The 19,178-nt window shown below is 44.4% G+C and carries 19 protein-coding genes and 2 tRNA genes; 15 read left to right on the top strand and 6 right to left on the bottom strand.

The features are described 5' to 3' along the window. Position 1: 1 nt before the first annotated feature. The 4 genes from FNE76_RS01305 to FNE76_RS01290 are packed head-to-tail and all read left to right on the top strand — an operon-like array spanning position 2 to position 3,197. Positions 2-1,060 (top strand): ABC transporter permease, encoded by a 1,059-nt coding sequence (locus FNE76_RS01305; protein WP_120948319.1) that lies wholly within the window; start codon positions 2-4, stop codon positions 1,058-1,060. Beyond that, a complete protein-coding gene (locus tag FNE76_RS01300; RefSeq protein ID WP_120948318.1) occupies positions 1,054-2,163 on the top strand; it encodes an ABC transporter permease in 1,110 nt (369 codons plus the stop codon). Before FNE76_RS01305 ends, FNE76_RS01300 begins: the two co-directional genes overlap by 7 nt. A 3-nt stretch (positions 2,164-2,166) precedes the next feature. Beyond that, positions 2,167-2,853 carry an AzlC family ABC transporter permease gene (locus FNE76_RS01295; RefSeq protein ID WP_143928343.1) on the top strand — a complete coding sequence of 229 codons (687 nt, stop codon included), beginning with the start codon at positions 2,167-2,169 and terminating at the stop codon, positions 2,851-2,853. Positions 2,854-2,855: 2 nt separating this feature from the next. Further along, a complete protein-coding gene (locus FNE76_RS01290; protein ID WP_120948316.1) occupies positions 2,856-3,197 on the top strand; it encodes a branched-chain amino acid transporter permease in 342 nt (113 codons plus the stop codon). Here FNE76_RS01290 and FNE76_RS01285 read toward each other — a convergent pair. Then, a complete protein-coding gene (locus tag FNE76_RS01285) occupies positions 3,194-3,838 on the bottom strand; it encodes an outer membrane beta-barrel protein (protein ID WP_235852357.1) in 645 nt (214 codons plus the stop codon). The two genes, FNE76_RS01290 and FNE76_RS01285, sit on opposite strands and share 4 nt — an antisense overlap. Positions 3,839-3,978: 140 nt before the next feature. Here FNE76_RS01285 and FNE76_RS01280 point away from each other — a divergent pair, with 140 nt between their 5' ends. The 5 genes from FNE76_RS01280 to FNE76_RS01260 are packed head-to-tail and all read left to right on the top strand — an operon-like array spanning position 3,979 to position 9,081. Then, positions 3,979-5,100: an MlaE family lipid ABC transporter permease subunit gene (locus FNE76_RS01280; protein WP_185962953.1), complete on the top strand. Its 1,122-nt coding sequence runs from the start codon at positions 3,979-3,981 to the stop codon at positions 5,098-5,100. 7 nt (positions 5,101-5,107) lie between these two features. After that, complete coding sequence (locus FNE76_RS01275; RefSeq protein ID WP_120948315.1) at positions 5,108-5,887, top strand: ABC transporter ATP-binding protein; 780 nt, start codon at positions 5,108-5,110, stop codon at positions 5,885-5,887. Next, positions 5,872-6,747 carry an MlaD family protein gene (locus tag FNE76_RS01270; protein ID WP_120948314.1) on the top strand — a complete coding sequence of 292 codons (876 nt, stop codon included), beginning with the start codon at positions 5,872-5,874 and terminating at the stop codon, positions 6,745-6,747. Before FNE76_RS01275 ends, FNE76_RS01270 begins: the two co-directional genes overlap by 16 nt. Then, on the top strand, positions 6,744-7,346 hold the full coding sequence (locus tag FNE76_RS01265) for an ABC-type transport auxiliary lipoprotein family protein (RefSeq protein WP_120948313.1): 603 nt from the start codon (positions 6,744-6,746) through the stop codon (positions 7,344-7,346). The genes FNE76_RS01270 and FNE76_RS01265 overlap by 4 nt, the downstream gene beginning before the upstream one ends. A 16-nt stretch (positions 7,347-7,362) precedes the next feature. Next, entirely contained in the window at positions 7,363-9,081 is a 1,719-nt protein-coding gene (locus FNE76_RS01260; protein WP_120948312.1) for an SEL1-like repeat protein, read from the top strand. Here the strand turns inward: FNE76_RS01260 and waaF are convergent. Beyond that, positions 9,063-10,061: a lipopolysaccharide heptosyltransferase II gene (waaF, locus tag FNE76_RS01255; protein WP_120948311.1), complete on the bottom strand. Its 999-nt coding sequence runs from the start codon at positions 10,059-10,061 to the stop codon at positions 9,063-9,065. The genes FNE76_RS01260 and waaF overlap by 19 nt on opposite strands. Positions 10,062-10,161: 100 nt before the next feature. On the opposite strand from waaF, the gene FNE76_RS01250 reads away from it, so the two are divergent. Both FNE76_RS01250 and FNE76_RS01245 read left to right on the top strand, forming a co-directional pair. Beyond that, on the top strand, positions 10,162-11,757 hold the full coding sequence (locus FNE76_RS01250) for a methyl-accepting chemotaxis protein (RefSeq protein WP_120948310.1): 1,596 nt from the start codon (positions 10,162-10,164) through the stop codon (positions 11,755-11,757). Between the two features lie 89 nt (positions 11,758-11,846). Continuing rightward, a complete protein-coding gene (locus FNE76_RS01245) occupies positions 11,847-13,010 on the top strand; it encodes a DUF2130 domain-containing protein (RefSeq protein WP_120948309.1) in 1,164 nt (387 codons plus the stop codon). A 266-nt stretch (positions 13,011-13,276) separates the two neighbouring features. Here FNE76_RS01245 and FNE76_RS01240 read toward each other — a convergent pair whose 3' ends face one another. Next, positions 13,277-13,516 (bottom strand): hypothetical protein, encoded by a 240-nt coding sequence (locus FNE76_RS01240; protein WP_120948308.1) that lies wholly within the window; start codon positions 13,514-13,516, stop codon positions 13,277-13,279. 111 nt (positions 13,517-13,627) lie between these two features. On the opposite strand from FNE76_RS01240, the gene FNE76_RS01235 reads away from it, so the two are divergent. The 4 genes from FNE76_RS01235 (at position 13,628) to FNE76_RS01220 (ending at position 17,795) form a co-directional block, all read left to right on the top strand. Then, a tRNA-Gln gene (locus tag FNE76_RS01235) sits at positions 13,628-13,702 on the top strand. An 8-nt stretch (positions 13,703-13,710) separates the two neighbouring features. Further along, positions 13,711-13,787: transfer RNA gene (locus FNE76_RS01230), tRNA-Met, on the top strand. A gap of 112 nt (positions 13,788-13,899) precedes the next feature. Then, a complete protein-coding gene (locus FNE76_RS01225) occupies positions 13,900-15,612 on the top strand; it encodes a DUF262 domain-containing protein (protein ID WP_120948345.1) in 1,713 nt (570 codons plus the stop codon). Next, on the top strand, positions 15,612-17,795 hold the full coding sequence (locus FNE76_RS01220; protein ID WP_120948307.1) for a DUF262 domain-containing protein: 2,184 nt from the start codon (positions 15,612-15,614) through the stop codon (positions 17,793-17,795). Before FNE76_RS01225 ends, FNE76_RS01220 begins: the two co-directional genes overlap by 1 nt. Before the next feature lie 65 nt (positions 17,796-17,860). On the opposite strand, the gene FNE76_RS01215 is transcribed toward FNE76_RS01220, so the two are convergent. Genes FNE76_RS01215 through plsY form a run of 3 tightly spaced genes read right to left on the bottom strand, consistent with a single transcriptional unit; the run spans position 17,861 to position 19,140 of the window. Continuing rightward, entirely contained in the window at positions 17,861-18,121 is a 261-nt protein-coding gene (locus tag FNE76_RS01215; protein WP_120948306.1) for a hypothetical protein, read from the bottom strand. A gap of 4 nt (positions 18,122-18,125) precedes the next feature. Then, the gene (locus FNE76_RS01210) at positions 18,126-18,470 is read right to left on the bottom strand and encodes a dihydroneopterin aldolase (protein WP_120948305.1); all 345 of its coding nucleotides are present in this window, start codon (positions 18,468-18,470) and stop codon (positions 18,126-18,128) included. A 7-nt stretch (positions 18,471-18,477) separates the two neighbouring features. After that, positions 18,478-19,140 (bottom strand): glycerol-3-phosphate 1-O-acyltransferase PlsY, encoded by a 663-nt coding sequence (gene plsY / locus FNE76_RS01205; RefSeq protein WP_120948304.1) that lies wholly within the window; start codon positions 19,138-19,140, stop codon positions 18,478-18,480. Between the last annotated feature and the right edge of the window lie 38 nt (positions 19,141-19,178).

The raw sequence follows: 19,178 nt of genomic DNA, 5'->3' as shown, positions 1-19,178 counted from the left end.
CATGCTGGCTAAATTTTTGCATGATAAATTTAGCTTGGGGCTGTGCTTTGTGGCACCCTTAGTGCTTTGGGGGCTCATTGCGGCTATTTTTTATAAAGAAATCCCCACCCGCTTGAATGTGGGGGTGGTCGATTTGGATCACAGCCACCTGAGCCAAGAGATTGTTACCGCGCTCAATGCCAGTAGCTACCTCAACCTCAAGCATTTTTATAGCGGTTTGGATCAAGCCAAGCCCTTTTTAGCCAACAAAGAGATTTATGGGGTGGTGGTCCTGCCTAAAAATTTGGAGAGGCAGATCAAGCTAGGCATCAAAACCCCCGTGGCACTTTATTATAACGCTGAGTTTGTGTTAGTGGGTAAGTCCATTGCTAATGCGCTCTTACAAACCCTCCTCACTTTAGGGATCAAAAACGATGTGGCTAGAAATCTAGCTACACATAGCGATCTCAACACCGCCAAAGCCCTAGCCTTCCCCTTGCATGTGAATCTGCACCGTCTCTATAATGAAGACAACAACTACGCGCAATTTTTATCCAGCGTGATCTTACCCTGTATGTGGCAAATCATCGTGGCTTTGGGCATGCTTAATTTTCTGATGCAATGCTCCAGCCTAAGCGATATCTTAGGGGCTTTGGGGCTCAACACCGCCATTTTTAGCTTTTGGGGGTTTTTGATGGTGTTTTTTTTAAAACCCTATGATGCGCATTTGGGGGTTTTTCTTTTAGCTGTTATCTTATTGGTGCTGTGTGTCTCTAGCGTGGTGATCGCTTTGCATGCCCTCCTTAGCGACCCACTACGCACTGCCTCAGTGATTGCCGCCTACACCGCCCCCTCTTTAGCCTTTGTGGGGGTAACCTACCCCACGCCCAACATGCCTGTTTTAGGGGAGTTTTGGGGATCACTCTTGCCCATCACCTATTTTATCAAGTCCTTTATCGCCCTGTTGCACTACCAAGAGGGAGTCCCTTTAGCCCTTGCCTCGCTCTCCAAAATGTGGTTTTTCTTGCTCTTCTTGCCCTTGGGGTTGTTAGTCCATGCCTTGAGAAAAAAAACATGTTAGGGCTTTTTACCGCTGAGTTTAAAAGAATTTTCACGCATGCGGGCGTGGTGTTTATCATTGTGGTCGGGCCTCTTTTTTATGCCCTGCTCTACCCCCTACCCTACAAAAGCGACATTGTAACCAAGCAAAAAATCGCGCTTGTGGATGCCGATGAAAGTGCACTTTCTAGGCGGCTTATCCGCATGTTAGAGAGCACGCAAGGTATTAGCATCGCCTATCGTCCTAGTTCCATGCAAGAAGCTAAGGCACTTTTAGAACATGAAAAGGTCTATGGGATTGTGTTGATCCCTAAGTTTTTTGAACGCCAAATTTACACCAGTACACCCGCGCATGTCGAGCTTTATGCCAATGCCAATTACTTCTTGATCTATGCCGCCATTGCTAATGCCACCCTAGATGCGATTAACGCGCTTGGCGATCAAATCAAACTCCACAAAGCCCGCTTTGAGTCCCAAAGACCCCAAGAACCCAATCTTTTAACTTTGCAATCCATCCCACTTTTCAACCCCTCTTTGGGCTATCTTAACTACGCCCTAGCCAATGCCCTGATTTTCATCTTGCACCAAACCTTGTTGATGGGCACTAGCATGCTCACCTGCACGCCCAACACCCGCCTACGTGCCTCTAGCTTTTTGGAGGCTTTGGGGGCTATTTTGGTGCGTTGTCTGTGTTTTATGGGTGTTTATCTCTTTTATATTTTCTTGTATTTTGGGGTGCTTTTCCCCTATTATCATATCCACATCCACGCCAATCCGACCACGCTTCTAGCCTTTGGAGCGGTGTTTTTATTGGCAACGGCAAGCTGTGGGGTGGTGTTAGGCACTTATTTATCAAAGCCTATCCGGGCAACCCAGATTCTCTTATTGGCTTCCTTGCCCATGATCTTTATGATGGGCTTTATTTGGCCCTTTGAGCTCTTACCTAGTGCCTTGCGCGTGTTATTGCAAGCCGTGCCTGCTTACCATGCCATCTCAGGAATGGTGATGCTAAACCAATTAGGAGCTGATCTCAGTGCTACTCTTACCCACCTGAGTGCCCTTGTTATTATTGCTTTTATCGCTCTGTTTTGGGGGGCTTTTAGATTAACACGCCTGAAGGGTTAGCCATTGTTTAAAACACCTCTCATATTAGCCTTTAAAGAAGCCTTCCCCCACACAATCCCCATTTGTTTGGGTTATTTGTTGATGGGCGCAGCCTTAGGGATTTTCTTGCAACAAAATGGTTATGGGGTATTTGCCGCCCTTTGCATGAGCTTGTTTGTCTATGCGGGGGCGGTGCAGTTTATGGTCGTGGCTTTGGTGAGCGTGCATGCCAGTTTGCTGAATATTTTTTTATTGGTGGCTGTTGTGAATGCGCGCCAAATTTGTTATGCGATTGCGATGATTGAGCCCTTTTCTGGCATGAAAAAACGCCTCTACTACATAGCACATGCCCTCAGCGATGAAACTTTCATGCTTTTAAATGTCGCCCAGCCCAAGCAATCGGTGCGCGAGGATTTTATGTTAGCCATCGCCCTTTTAAACCAAAGTTATTGGGTATTAGGGACTTTACTAGGTTCTTTGCTAGGGGATAGCTTTAAATTAGATGTGCGGGGGATGTCTTTTGTGATGGTGAGTATTTTTGTGGTGATCTTTATGGAGCAATGGAAAAGCACTAGCCGGCATGCACCCGCCTTAATTGGGCTTATGAGCGCGTTGGTGTGTTTCATTATTTTTGGCAAGTCCCACTTTTTATTGCCCACTTTAGCGATCATGGTGGCGATATTTCTACTCTTCAAACGCCGTTTAGATTAGAGATGCTAGGTTTATATATCTTAATGGCTTGGGTGATCACAGCCCTAACCACTTACGCCTTCAAGGTCTTTTCTTTCTTGATCTTTAATGCCAAAAGAAAAGCGCCTAGCTGGGTGCTCTATCTGGGGCGCATGTTTGGCTTAGGGGCGGTGGGCATGTTGATTATTTATGGGATCAAAGACGGGTCTTTTGGCGCGCCCCCCTATGGACTCAATGAAATTCTAGCGATTGCGAGTGTGGTGATCGTGCATGGAGTGTTGCGTATTTTTATTATCAGCGTGGCGGTGGGGACAGCCCTTTATATGTTCTTGGTGCAAAGCGCGGTTTTGGAAAAACTCTTTTAAAACTTGTAAAGATACATCAGGTTAAACATCAAGGAGGTTTCAAAACTATTGGAATCTTGGGCACTTTTGTCGGTGGGCAAAACCTTAAAGCCAGCCTCGATGCGGTGTTTGGAATAAAGCGTTAGGGTCATGCCCCCTTGAATCACCAGCCCAAAGGCGTAGATAGCTTGTTTGTTGCGGATTTGAAAATTAGCATTGTCGGCATAAAACACCCCCCCAGCACCCAAGCCCCCATAAAAACCCCAAAAATGTTTAAAAGAACGGGTCAAACTAAATTCCATTGGAATCTCAAAACCCGCACTTGCTACGCCATAAAAGGAAGTCGAGGGTGTGGTCTTAAAAAGCCAATTTGCCTTAGAAGTGGCTAAATCCAAAGCAAAAAAAACGCGAATCCCCACATAATGTTCAAAGAAAGTCTGCAAGCCCCCCTTCAAACTCAAAATAATGGGAAAATTCTCCAGCTTGGTATTTTGATAGTCTTTTTTGATATTGATCATGCCCAAACCCACACCAAAATACCCACCATTTTTTTGTTTGAGGCGGCGGTGCTTATTGACTAGGCGGGTATAACTATCCTCTTCTTTGAGCAAGCTTTCTAAAGATTTGGGTAACTTGGAATTTTTGGCTAAAAGTGGCAACACCAGCAAGCCACACCCAAGAAGCTTTTTTAAAAGACACAAATGCACATAACCCTATGAACTTTAATATTTGATATTTGTTGTATAATAACATAAAATTGTGGTGGAGCGATGTTTAGTTTTTTGCCTCTGAAGGGGATTTTTTGATAAGCAACAAGCGGTCATTAGATGCCTATGTCCAAGCGGGTACCTTAGTTTTGCAAGGGAATTGGGATTTTAGAGCCCCTGCTGGTGCTCTCTCTCATCTAAAGAATGTCTTAGAAAATGCCCCCTCAATTCAGGCGATTGACTTCAAGGGAGTGGATAATGTCGATTTTGTGTTTCTGATGTTGCTCTACGATCTGCTCGGACACAAAAAACCAAAATTCCTCAACGCTAATGCCTATACCGCACGGGTGCTAGAAGTCGTGGAGAACTGGATTAGAGAAGATCCCAGTATTTTAAAACAAGAACATGCCATGCGCACCTTCAAAAACCCCCTAGACAAGTTGGGGCGTGGTGTGGCTTCCTTTTATGGGACTTTACTCAACACCTTTAATTTTTGTGGTATGGTGGTCTATTATGTGGGATTGGTTTTGATTCGCCCCAAGACTCTTTGCCTAGCCCCCTTGACCCACCACATCCATGAGAGCGGGTTTAAGGTCTTGCCTGTGAGCATTTTAACCGTCTTTGTCGTGGGCTTTGCGATCGCCTTGCAGGGGGCAGTGGAGCTACAGCAAATGGGTTTTCCGATGATGAGCATTGAGATGACTGCTAAGTTGGCTTTAAGGGAGATGGGTCCCTTTATTTTGGCTTTGGTGGTGGCGGGGCGTAGTGCCTCTAGTTTCACCGCTCAAATTGGGGTGATGAAGATCACCGAAGAATTGGATGCGATGAAAACGATGGGTTTAAACCCCTTCCAATTCTTGGTCTTGCCCCGTGTGTTGGCATTGGTGATCGCCATGCCGTTATTGGTCTTTATTGCCGACACCTTTGCTCTTTTAGGGGCGATGATTGCTATTAAATTCCAATTAAATGTGGGCTTTACGCACTATGTAGCGCGTTTGCACGAAAATGTAGGGTTGTCGCATTTTTTTGTGGGCATGGTCAAAGCACCTTTTTGGGGGTTTGCCATCGCTCTAGTGGGGTGTATGCGGGGGTTTGAGGTCAAGGGCGATACCGAATCCATTGGGCGTTTGACCACCATTAGCGTAGTGAATGCCCTCTTTTGGATCATCTTCTTAGACGCGCTCTTCTCCGTCATTTTTAGCAAACTCAATATCTAAGGTTCCTATGAGCGCGCAAAATCCCTTGATTCAAGTAGAGGGGGTCTATAACGCCTATGGGGATCGCCTGATTCACCGCGGGGTGAGCTTTGAAGTGCAAAAGGGGGAGGTGTTGGCGATTTTAGGAGGGAGCGGGAGTGGGAAGAGCACGCTTTTACGCAGTTTAATTTTGCTTAACCGCCCCATTAAGGGCACGATTAAAATATTTGGGGAGGACATTTGGAAACTCAAAGAATCCCAAAGGCATAAGATTTTCCAGCGTATCGGCGTGCTCTTCCAATTTGGTGCACTCTATAGTTCTTTAAGCGTCTTGGAGAATGTGGGAATCATGTTGGAAGAACATGGGTTTTATCCGCCTAGAAACATTGTTGAAATCTCAAAAATGTGGTTGGATCGGGTGGGCTTGAGCAAAGAAACTTATGAGCTCTACCCCTATGAACTCAGTGGGGGGATGAAAAAGCGCGTGGGGCTGGCGCGCGCGATGGCGACTAACCCGGAGATTTTATTTTTAGATGAACCCACCAGCGGGCTAGACCCCTACTCAGCCGATAAATTTGACGAATTGATCATCTCGCTCAAAGAATCCCTGCACCTCAGCGTGGTGATGATCACCCACGATTTAGATTCCATTAAAAATGCTGTCGATCGTTTTATCATGCTCAAGGATGGCTTGATCGATTTTGATGGCACTTTGCAAGATTTTATCCGGCGTGCTCACGATCGCCCCTTAGAAGAGGGGAATTTATTTAATTCGACAAGAGGAGAGAAATTTTGGAAAGGCATGTGAATTATACCCTCATTGGCGGGCTTTTTCTAGCATGCATGGTGGCGATGGTTTTTTTTATCCTGTGGTTAGGGCATGTCAATATTGAGGATAAAAAATACCTTGACTATGTGGTCTATACCGATAAGGACTTAAATGGCATTGCGGCCAATACACCCATCAACTACAAGGGGATTCAGATTGGATCAGTCAGAAGCGTGGGGTTTGATAAAGGGCATTTGGGCGTGGTCAAGCTCATGATCCAAATCCAAAGTAAAGTGCCTGTTAAACGGGACTCTTCACTTAAAGTCGAATCCCAAGGGCTTGTGGGGCTAAAATATTTAAGCTTGATACAAAGCAACTCTAAGGAATTTTACACTGAAAATGACCATGAACGCATCTTGCACTACGAGCAGAGTTTTTTAGAACAGCTCACCAGCAGTGCGGGGCATATCTCCAATGAAGTGCTCTATATCATCAAAAGCATTGATAAAATTTTGAGTCCCCAAAACATTGAGAACTTAAGCAAAATCATCGCCTCAATCCAAAAAACAACACAGAATTTAGACAAAACTAAAAATGCCATTGATATTTTGCTTGCCAAAGCGACACAGACATTAGGCAAGGGCGATGAATTGGTTAGCCATGTGCGAACTTTGTCCGATCATGTGCAAACTCTTGCCGATCGTGGTAGCCAATTAGTTTTAGATGTGGATTCCAAGATTCGTGACAAACAATACGACTTTAAAACCATGCTCACACCCTTGATCATGCAGATGCAACTAAGCCTACGCAATATTGACAACTTCGTGCAAAAAGGATCGAGTTTGATTGATAAGTTTGATGCCAACCCCTACAAAACCATCTTTGGGGATCGCAAATGAAACGCGCGATCGCTTATACGGGCTTGGCACTCAGTTTGCATGGGTGCTTGAATCTCAATCTCAAGCAGATTCTACCCAAGATTGCCACCTACGATCTCAATGCCTCGCAAGTTGCACCCCAAAAGTGTACCCAAACCAAGACCATTAGCCTAGTGGGGATTTTGAGCGCGGATATGTTCAACACTAAAGAGGTGGTGTTTAAAAATACTCAAGGAGAGATTCACTACGAAAAGCACCAACAATTTGTGGATCTCCCCAAAAACATGCTCAAAACCATGGTGATCTTGCAAGCCTTTAAAGAATGTGTCTTTGTGAGTCTCCCCCCCCATAGTGCCCTCCCCCACGCCACACTCAAGCTCAATATCCTATCCTTTGGGATTTTAGATCAAGGCGATCACAAGCAAGCAGAAATTGTGTTGGGGTATGACATCAGCACGCCACAAGGCACACAAACTTATTTGGTCGCCAAGCATGAAAAGATAAGCCAACAGCCTACCAAAGGGGGGGTAGAAAAATCAGAAGGCGTGATAAGTGCCCTCCAACATGTGAGCCAACAAGCGATCCAAGAGGTGGTAATGCAGATCAAGAAAACTTTATAGTCAAATGGAGCCAAACATGCCAGATGAGTTATCAAAAGAATTAATTAGCCCTACTGAAGAAGAAGAGATACAGGAGGATTTGGAGGAAGAGCCAGAGACTTTAGGGGATATTGAGCCGGGCTCGGCTAGGCACTATCTATTTCTAGCCCACCAAGCCTATAAAAGTAGGGATTATGCAGGAGCCCTTAAAAATTATGAGCAAGCCGCTGGTATGGGCGATGCACGGGCATTGGTGGGGCTGGGGGTGATGTATGCCAATGGCAGAGGAGTTAGTGAAGATAATATGCGTGCCCTGAATTATTTCCAACAAGCGGCGAATTTGGGGGATAGTCAAGGGCTTGTCAATCTGGGCGTGATGTACAACTTGGGCAAGGGGATTAAAAAGGATTACCAAAAGGCTTTGGATTTTTTCAAACAGGGGGCGGGATTTAATGATGTGAATGCAATCAATTACATGGCATTGATGTATCGGACGGGTAAGGGCGTGGGGGTGAATTACCAAAAAGCCTTAGAACTTTACGAGCAAGCTGCCAATCTGGGGAGTATTAGAGCCCTAGTTAGTCTAGGGACAATGTATCATAACGGGCACGGTGTACCTAAAAATTACCCCCAAGCCATCGAGTATTTCAAAAAAGCTGCTGATTTAGGCGATGCGCGGGCATATTATAATTTGGCGATCATGTGCGAGAGCGGGGAGGGCATGGATAAAGATACTGAACAATCGCGGGAATTTTTTAAAGAGTCTTCTAAACTGGGCTTTTCAAAGGCGACCTGCACTCTAGCCAGCATGTATGAAGCTGGAGATGGGGTGGATAAGGACTTGGATAGAGCGATCGAGCTCTACCAAGAGGCGGGCAACATGGGCGATGCCGATGCACTTGCTAGTTTGGCTAACTTGTACCGCGTGGGTAAGGGGGTTAAACAGGACAAATACACTGCCATCGCCTACTACAAAGAGGCGGCCGATTTGGGGGATAGCCAGGCCCTAGCTAATTTAAACGCTATGAGCGATCAGGGTGGGAGTCAAAAGGCCCAAGAACTTTATAATTTGGGGGTGGTTTATTCTAGCAATCAAGGGATTGGCAAAGATGAGCAAAAAGCCCTAGAATATTTCACGCAAGCTGCCAAACTTGGGCATGCCAAGGCTTATTATAATCTGGGCGTGATTTACAATGGGGGCTTGGGGGTGCGCAAAGACCCCGATCAAGCTTTTTCTTGTTTTCAAGAAGCTGCCAAACTAGGCGATGACAAGGCTTATTACAATTTGGGGTTGATGTGCGAATACGCTAAGGGTGTGCCCCAGAATATCCCCCAAGCCTTGTTTTTTTATGAGGAGGCTGCCAAGTTGGAGAACACCAGCGCATTACACCATTTGGGCTCTCTCTACCATGTGGGCAAGATTGTCCCTAAAGACATGGAAAAAGCCTTTGCTTACTTTTACAAAGCTGCCCAACTAGGCTCCATTCGGGATTGTTACAACTTAGGGGTGATGTATAGCAAGGGCGATGGAGTCCAAAAGGACATCCAAAAGGCATTGTCTTATTTTGAGAAAGCCGCTGATTTAGGAAGCTCCAATGCGCTGTATAACTTAGGCATCATCTATTATCAAGGCGAGGGGGTGGAAAAGGATTTGGACAAGGCGATTAACTATTTTAAAAACTCTTGCAAATTAGGCAACAAGAAAGCCCAAGAAACTCTAGATGCGCTGAAAAATTTTCATAACCTCTCTTCTTGAAGCAACTCATTAGCCGCATCGATTACCTCTTGGGGGCTGATGGCTTTCATACAAGCATGGGGCTCGATGGGACCCCCGCTTTTAATCGGGCATGTGCGTTTTTTGCATGGCGCACAAGGGAGATTTTTGAACAAAGAGCGCGCTTTGGGGTGTTGCCAAGGCTTGCCCACTAAGGGGATGGTGGGTCCAAAAAGGGCGATCAGAGGGGTTTGCAAAGCACTAGCCATGTGCATAGGTCCACTATCATTGGCAATGAAGAGGTCCAGCGAAGCGATGGTGTCAATCAAGGCGTGCAAAGTGGTTTGCCCGCATAAATTGTGTAAGTTAGGGTGCGTATCTAGAGGCTGGGCGATCTTTTGCACCAATTCTTGATCGCTGGGCGCGCCTAGGAAATAGATTGCATGCCCTTGTTCTAAAAAATGGCGCGCCACTTGGGTAAAATACGCCGCCTCCCAACGCTTAGAACTCCCAAAAGCCGCCCCCGGACTTAGACCAATCGCCTTACGGGTGGTTTGCAAATCAAAGGGTTTGGCACTGAGTTTTAAGGGGGGTGCAACAGGGAGGGGATCAATTAGCGGGGACAGCAAATTATAGTAGCTTAATACTTGGTGGGTGTTTTGGAATTGGAGCGCGTGGGTGAGCAAAAAGGAACGCAGATTTTTAGCATACCCGATTCTAATGGGTGCCCCACTCCAATATAAAAGCAGAGCAGAGTAAAGATTGTTGGTCAAGGCAAAGGCTAAATCGCAGGGGGCAAGGCTTTTAGCCAGTTTGTAGGTGGCTAAAAGGCGGTTTTTGGCACTTTTACTCTGATCAACAATCAAGCTATAACCCCCATCGCGCTCAAAGAGGGCACACACGCTTGCTGGGGCGATTAAGATCAAGTGGGCATTAGGAAAATGCGCTTGGAGGGTTTGTAAGAAGGGGGTTGCCATCACGCCATCGCCCAACCAATTAGGCATGCGCACTAAAATTTTCATCCATGATCTCTTTAGTACAAGATATGACTAAGAGCATGCATTAAATAAAGCATGCCCATGTTCTGTTATAATACTAAAAATCCATACAATTAGGCGTTTAATGTTCAAAAGCATCAAATTTAAGGCGACAATCTATGTTGTGGTTGGCTTTTTATTTATAGTCGGGGTGGTTTATGTAACTTTGAGGATCGGGTATGGGCGATTGGCATCTAGGCAAAGTGTGGAATTGGTCAATGTTTTAAACCAAGCCATCATCAATGGGGTGAAGGAAGCAGCGCTCACGGGCGATCCCGAGCAATTAAAACGCACGATTGATGATGGGCGTAATATCCGTGGGGTTAAGGTTACCTTTGTGCCCTCTCAAGAAGTGATCAGCTTATTTGGACTAAGCGAGAGTTTTACTAACAATGCAGAGATGCAACAAATTTTTCTACACAAAAAGAGCGATAAAATTGTGCGTCTAGTCCAAGAAGAGGATGATCGTTATGTGTTGTTGCGCCAGCCTTTTGTAGCCGAGAAACTCTGTTTGAGTTGCCATGTCAATTCTAAGCTGGGCGATGTTTTGGCAATTTTGGATCTGCGCTATGATTTAAACCACGCTTATGATCAAATTTTTTTAGATACATTGCGCACACTGGGCTATATTTTGGGCGTGTTTGTGGTGATCGGACTTGTCATGTTTGTGGTGTTTGAAAAGGATTTATTCAGACCTCTGACTCGTTTGCGTAAAATGGCAGGTTCGCTCACCCAAAGCCAAGAGGCGGATTTAACCAAGCGTTTGGAGAGCAAACGATTAGATGAGGTGGGTAGCACCTCACACTACTTCAATCTTTTTATCCAAAAAATCCAAGATATTTTAAAGAGTGGCAAGAAAATTTTATCCTCCAATATCTCCATCAGCCATGCAATTCAAAATAGCACGCAGGCCCTCCAAGCTAACGAAGCCTCTGAGAGCAAAACCATAGAAACCATGCACCATTTGAGCCAAGAGGTGGATCATAACTCTTCAAGTGCCTTAGAACTCTTGGAGTCTGCCACGCATAAAATCCAAGATGCCGATAGCATGATGGAGCAATTTAGCCAGCGTATCACCCAGCATGTCCAGATGTCTTTAAGTTCCTCTAAGAGTCAGACTGAAATTGCCAATGACTCCAATATACTCATCTCCCATGCTCTAGAGATTAAAAATGTGCTTTCCATCATTGAGGACATCGCCGAACAAACCAATTTGTTAGCCCTGAATGCGGCTATTGAGGCTGCTAGGGCGGGTGAGCAGGGGCGAGGCTTTGCAGTGGTGGCTGATGAGGTGCGTAATTTGGCCAGCAAAACCCAAAAATCATTGGCTGAGATCACAGACATGGTTAATTTTGTTACCCAAAATATCGAAAACATGGGTTCTAAGCTCAAAAATATTGCTATGGAATCTGAGGACATCTCCAAACAAACGGCTAATCTCATCCACGATATTAAGAGTGTGCAAGAGAGTCTATCTATCTCCAAGCAAACTTCTATCGAAGCAATCACCAGTAACCAACAAATTTGCAACAAGATCAAAGAGATGGCGCATGTAACCCAAGAATTGGTGGATATGTTTGCCAAAATGAAACAAGAACGACTCAACTTAGAGCACAATATCAAAGAGATGTTAGACAATAACGCCCACTTAAACCAAGAGTTTTTAAAGTTTAAGGTGTAGCCGATCGGTATTTTTAGACTTTTTGCTAACCCAGATGTGTTAATGAATCTGCTATGATCACAACTCCAAATCCCTTGAAAGGCTCTTTTATGAATGACACCATTACATGCCCTAATTGTGCGCATGCCATCAATATTAAAGAAGTTTTGTCCAAACAGGCACAACAGGAGTTTTCACAACAGATGGCGCAAGAAAAGCAACGCTTTGAGCAGGAATTAAACCAAAAACGCCAAGAATGGAAAAAAGCTTTTGAGGATCTGAATGCCCAAAAGCACCACCTAGAGACACAACAAAAAAACATAGAAGCCAAAGAGCAAGCCCTCACCCAACAAATCCAGCAAAGCGTAGAACAAGCCTTGCAACAAGAACGTGCCCAAGCCCAACTCAAAATAGAACAGGCTTTGCAAAAGGAGCGTGCCCAAGCCCAAGCCCAAGTAGTCGAGCTAGAAAAGAGTTTGCAAGCCAAGATAGAGGCACAATACGAGTTCCAGCTCAAAGAAAAAGAAGTGCAGGTGGAACGCTTGAAAAAAGCCGCCCAAGAAGTGCAAAAAAAGGCTGAACTCACTTCCCAGCAACTGCAAGGCGAGGTGCAGGAATTGGCTATTGAGGCATATTTGCGTGCCCAATTCCCCCTAGATACTATTAAAGAAGTTAAAAAAGGGCATCGAGGGGGGGATTGTGTGCAAATTGTCAATGACTTTAAACTGCAAGATTGTGGCATCATTTGCTATGAGAGCAAGCGCACAAAGGATTTTAAAGAAGAGTGGATTGAGAAATTCAAACAAGATATGCGCGAAGCGGGGGCGCACATTGGGATTTTGGTAACAGAGGCGATGCCCAAATCGCCTAAGCCTATGGAACACGGGGGGCTTTATAAGGGCGTGTATGTCTGCACCTTCCAAGAATTTAAATTGCTTTGTGGGGTTTTGCGCCAAGTGATCATCAATCAGGCATGGGCACAAAAAAGCCAAGAAAACAAAAGCGACAAGGTGGGCGAATTATACGATTACTTGATGAGCCCACAATTTGCCAAAGAAGTGGAAAATGTGTTGCTCACCTTTGAGGAGATGAAAAGGGATTTAGAAAAAGAAAAGCAAGCGATGGAGCGTATTTGGGCCAAACGGGCTAAACAAATCGAGCGGATCGCCACCATCACAGCACGCACACGGGGCTCTATTGAGGGGATCGCCGGGAGTGCAATCGCCCCCATTCCATTTTTAGAGTTGGGCACCAATCAGATTGGCATGGAATAGCGGACATGTGATTTAATGGGCACGAAATCAGGCCCAAAAAAAATGGTTAAAATGGATTTTGGTATTTTTGGTGGTGGTGGGGGGTGCCGGAGGCCGTGAGAATTATTGCAAACTTAGCCAAAATGCTGGAAAATGCACTAATACCTCCTTCATTATTTGTAATTGCGCATTTCTTTTTGCACCTCTTGCGCTGCTTGTAGGCCCACATCTTTAGGGGCTAGGCGCACACAAAGTGGCAAAAATCGTGTCGAAGTTTTCCTAAAAGCTCACGCAATGCCTCTTTTTTTGGATAAAACATCTCGTTTTTTGACATACTCCCCATAGCTAAAGCTAGGGGCTTTACGGCGTGGTTGGTAATTGATACTCAAATCCGTGGTCGCCTGTGTGGCACTACCTACCTGCAAAACATCTAATACGCGATACTCCCCACTAGAACAACAAACTTTTAAAGCCACAAAACTTAAGGGGAGTCCCCCCCTCCGCACAACACAAATAGAGTTAAGCATCAATACCCTTTTTGAGAAAATGAAGGACCCATTCTAGGGTTTTGCAGTTCGACCTGCTAGTGTCAAAATATGCTTGACTTTTATAGAAAAATACACTACAATTGGGCTTTTTGGGGTATAGCCAAGCGGTAAGGCAGCAGGTTTTGGTCCTGCCATTCAGAGGTTCGAATCCTTTTACCCCAACCAATCAAAGACGCGGGGTAGAGCAGTCCGGTAGCTCGTTGGGCTCATAACCCAAAGGTCGGTGGTTCAAATCCATCTCCCGCAACCATTTACAGCTTCCGTTCAAAGCTTCTTAGTTATCCTTTAAAGTTTCCTCGCGATTGAGATTCCGTAAGTATAGTGCCATGGTCATTTCTGCTATTTTTGAGGTGAGGGTTTTTATGAGCGAAATACATGGTTTGCGTGCGCTAGAGACTTTTAGGGGTTTTTATTTTTTCGTCCCTAGCTACCAAAGAGGGTATCGCTGGGCAGATCAGGAGGTGGGGGATTTATTGCAAGACATTAAGGATTTTAAGGATAACCCCAAGGGTGCAAAGTTTTATTGCTTGCAACCTGTAGTGGTGCAAAAAGAGGGAGATAGGTTTCGCGTGATCGATGGGCAACAACGCCTAACCACGATCTTTTTGATCATTCAGTTTTTAGAAGGCAGAAGCCACTTTAAAATCGCCTACCAAACCCGCCCGCAGAGCGCGGAGTTTTTAGAAAATATTGCTCATGAAAATCCCGATCAAAAAGATAATATTGATTTTTACCATTTTGTCAAGGCTTACCAAACCATCCAAAAGTTCTTTAAGGAAAAGGAACAAGATAAGCAAGCCTTCCTAAAAACTTTGCTCGATAAGTGTGTGGTGCTTTGGTATGAAACACAGGATGATGAAAATGAGGTTTTTAGACGACTCAATAGTGGTAAAATCCCTTTAATGGAAACAGAAATCATCAAAGCCTTATTTTTAAGTAAGGATTTAGGTGAGGATGTAAATACGCTTATAGAGAGATCACAAGCTTGGTATCATTGCGAAAAGACAACCCGCGCCGAGCAGGATTTCATCTACTGTGTTTTGAGCCCTGTCCATGAAAAAGACATCTTAAAAGATGGGTTTTTGCGCGATGACATCCAGAGAATAGAAATTTATTTAAAAGCCATTGTTAAACCAACGGGCAAGGATCGCTATTTGTTGGAACATTTTTACCATATTTACCAAGAAAAAGGTCAAGAGGGCATAGAAGAGGAGTGGGATCGGCTCAAAGATGCTATAGCCACCCTTTCTGGCTTTGCGTCTAAAAACAAACCAGACCGGGAGATTTTCCATCATCTAGGGTTTTTGACATTGGAGGGAGCAGATATTTACGCAATCTATAAAACATGGCTAGAAGATAGCTATAACGATAGGTTTGCTGCATTTTTATTTGCAGAAGCGAAAAAGAGAGCCCGTGCATGTTTGCAAAAAAAGAAAGGCGAGATGAGGGAGATAGAAGATCTGCAATATTCTAGCGATAAGAGGAAATTGCAAACTCTGCTTGTACTCTTTAATTTAGCATACCTCATTGATCAGCAAATGGCGGAGTGTTTTAGATTTAACCGCTTTGTTTTGGAGAGATGGAGTTTAGAACACATTTACGCACAAAACTCCCAAAGCATTGCTAAGAACATTGCTCAAGAGCAAAAAGATGAGGTGGTTGCATGGCTTAAAGAGGTGAAAGAACATATAGAGGATGATTCAGAGCTCAAAAAAGAAATCCAAGGGACTTTAGAGCAACTTAAAAACACTTCTTTAAAAAATTTAGATTTAGAGGTCTTGTTTAAGCGCATTGATCAAAATTTTGAAGATGATGAGAATTTACACCGCATTTCTAACCTCACTCTGCTAGACAGACGCGCCAATAGCCAAATAGGCAATTTAATTTTCAGCCACAAGCGCGCAGAAATCCAAGAACTGCAGAAACAAGATAGATTAATCCCCATCACTACCCAAAGGGTCTTTAACAAAGAGTTTTCTAAGGAAAAAGACAACCCCAATGTCTTCACTAGAGCCGATCAAAAAGACTACTTGGAAGAAATTAAAAAATATCTTCACAAGTATTTGGAGGTCTAATGCAAGTCTTTTCTCTTACAACATTTTTACAAACTTACAAGGCAGTCAAAGTTCCCATGTTGCAAAGAGACTACGCACAAGGGCGCAAGAGTCAAGAGAGCACCGCCAACGCCTTTTTAGAAGTTCTCTTTAACACCTTGCAAACAGGGCAAGACTTGCACCTAGATTTTATTTATGGCTATAAAGAACAGACTTGTTTTATCCCCATTGATGGGCAACAACGCCTAACCACGCTTTGGCTCTTGTATTTTTATTGCTACAAGAGAGCCAATCAACTAAATGGGGTGCGCGCCTTGCTTGCCAAATTCACTTACGCTACCCGTCTTGGCTCTAAGGATTTTTGCCAAAACCTCATCAAGAAAGATTTCAAGCTTGATGACCAAACTCCCAGCCAAACCATTAAAAATATGGGAGGAATTATTGTAGGGAAAGACGATTCAGACAACGACCCCACCGTTAAGGCCATGTTGCGCATGCTAGATTTAATCCATGTACAATATAAAGAGTGCCCCAACATCACCCTAGAACACTTGGAGTGCATCACCTTTACTGTCTTTGACATGGAAGACTTTAAATTGGGCGAAGAACTGTACATTAAGATGAACGCCAGAGGCAGACAACTTAGTGCCTACGAAAACCTAAAAGCCTTTATGGAAGCCAAGCAAAATATACCAGCTAGCCTACTAGAAAGTATAGATAATAAATGGAGCGATTATTTTTTTGAGGGGAAGCCTAATAATTTAGACAATCGGGGCTTGTGTTTTTTGCATTACGCCAATGTCTTTTTCAGTTTGGAGAGCAGCACTAGAGAAGACATCAGCGAAGCTATCAACCCCAATAAGCCCATCAATGCGTTTTACGCGCCCTTGCAAGAGTTGCAACATATCCAAACCTTAGATCACGCGATGGATTTGCTAGTAACCCATAATGCCCAGGGTTTTTTCAATATCAACGCCGCGTTTTTCCATTTAAGGACAGAAGAAGGCAGGGTGGAGTATGGGATTTTAGAATATAAAAAGATCGCTTACTTCTTTGCTTTGTTGGCTTTAGCCAAGCACTGCCCAAAGCCTAGTCAAAAAGCCTTCCAAGATTATTGGCGGGTGTGCAAGCATTTCATTGAAAACCACCGCTTGGGCGACCCTACAAACCTTAAGAGTTTTGGGCAATTGTTCAATTTTATCGCCCCCGGGGCGCAGGATATTTACCGCTTTTTAGACCAACACCCTACCCATAGCTTCCACTCTGACATTTACGCCCTTGAAGTGCGCAAAGCCCGCCTGATCTTACAAGATCGCCAAACTAAGCAAGGGTGGGAGGCAATCCTCAATGCAACCAGCGATCATGAATTTTTGCGCGGTTGGGTGGATTTTTTGCTTAACTTTAGCGATGCGCATTTTGATGAAAAAACCCCATTTAGCAAAAACTTTAACTACAACTCTCCCAACCTAGAGAAGTTCCAACAATACGCCACGCTCACCATGCAAATTTATAATGAGGATTTTTTAGACCAACACTTCCGCCTATTCCAAAGGGCATTTTTATGTGTGGGGAATTATAGCTTTTATTACACTAATTTCTTTTATGGCAACAACCCCACCCAGCACTTTTTAGATCGCGAGGCAATCCATGATCTTTTAGAGGGAAGTTTCAATACGGGACTCCCCTACTTTAAAACATTCTTGGATAAATTGAGCGGAGCGGGGGACTTAGAAAAGAAAATGCGTAATTTTTGGGGAGACTATACCAAGAGCAACGCATTTTTACAGAGGGGGTGGTGGGATCAGCTTTTGATCAAACAAAAAGGGTTATTTGAATTTGTGAATGCCAAAAAAGACATTGCTCCAAGAAGCCGTAGAATCGCTTTTGAATGGCATGATAGCGTGATGATAAGGGTATTTCTTTGCAATGGGACAAAGCTTTTTTACAGCACGGCTCTTGATTTACTAGGCTTTGGCTTTTATCTCTATTGCCAAGAAAAAAATATCACTGGGCTCAGTCCATACATTAATGACAATAAAGAGAAAAACTACCCCAAAAGCACCCACTTTAAAATCCATGGCAAACGCGTTTGCGCAGATAGCCAAAATAAAACGATTCACATTGGTAAAGAGAGTTATCCTATCGATCTAGGCAATGTATTTAGTTCTTTTGATCGGGTGTCAAAAGAGGCCTTTGATATTTGAGAGAGGTTATCGTTAAAATCTTTTCACAAAGACTATCACAGCGCGCTAACAACAAGAATATTGCATTACTGATACGCCCCGTCGATGCTAATTCTAGCCAAGTCGCTAGAAAGCGTGCGTATGTGGGCTTGGTTGGTAGAAACATTGATGCTCGCATCAGTTTTGAACAAATCGCTAGGCTGGTTGCTTTGGCGTTGTTGCAACTCTTGGCGTTTGAAAATTTCAGTGTTGTTAAACTCAAATTGGGCGGGCTTTTTGGGGCTGGGGGGTTGTTGGCATGCGTTTAAAAGGATCAAACAGAGTAGAGCCACCAACCGTTTTGCCACACCGCTACGCCTCAAAAGTTTTGGCTAATCTAGCCCCCACTAGGGCTTTTTGGCAAGCTTGGGGTTTTCTAATCTCCATATCAATATGCGTGATTGCTGGGAAGCAGATTTTAAGCCATGCGGTGATTTCCTCTAGGGCTTGTTCTAAGAGCTGATATTGCGTGGTGGCAAACTTATTTTGCACCACCTCCAGCAAGTCCATGTAGTCCAAATAGTCCTTACCCTTGTGATCATGGGGGTAGTTGTATTCCACTTGGAGATTAATCAAGATGGGCTGAGGGGTGGTCTGTTCGCTCACCATCGTGCCGATGAGCACATCTAGTTGGTAATTTTCAATCAGCAAAGTCATGACTAGCCTACAAAATCTTTTTCTCGCGCCCACTCAGCAAGTTGAGGAGGTTAGACCAATGTTTATAGAGAGTGAAAACAAAGACAAGCACCATCGGTGTAGGTGTGCCAACCTCATGCAAGATATTAACAGAGGCTGGAATGCCCCAAGAGGGCAAGAAGAACACCAAGAGAGTGGCCAAGCCCACGCCCGCAATCGAGGCTAAAGAGGAGATTTTAAGCCCCTTGCCAATGATCGCCCAAAGTGTGAGTCCAATCAAACTCTCTATAGGGATGAGCAAGAGGACTGCCCCCATTGTGGTGCTCACCCCCTTACCACCCTTGAAGTTGAGATAGGGCGAATAGCAATGCCCAATGATGGTTAAAATCGCCACCATCCACTGGGCTTCAAAATTCAAATCCGCCATTTTAGAAGCCAGCACGGGCACAATCCCCTTAAAAAGATCGAGCAAGAGACAGATACTCCCCAGCCTCTTAGCCCGTTGGGGATCAAGGCTTTTAGCCACACGGCAGACATTGGTTGCCCCAATCCCCCCACTCCCCTCTTTGGTAATATCCACTTTGTAAAGCACCTTCATCATCACAAATCCAAAAGGAATACCCCCGATCAAATAACCCAAGATATAAAAGATCACATTGACATTACTCAAAAAGATCAGCAAATTTTCCATGTAAGTCTCCTAAATGGGGGATTATAGCAAACTTCTCT

The sequence above is a fragment of the Helicobacter mehlei genome, from assembly GCF_007280785.1.
GTDB lineage: Bacteria > Campylobacterota > Campylobacteria > Campylobacterales > Helicobacteraceae > Helicobacter > Helicobacter mehlei.
This window is presented reverse-complemented; position numbering and strand designations above follow the sequence as displayed.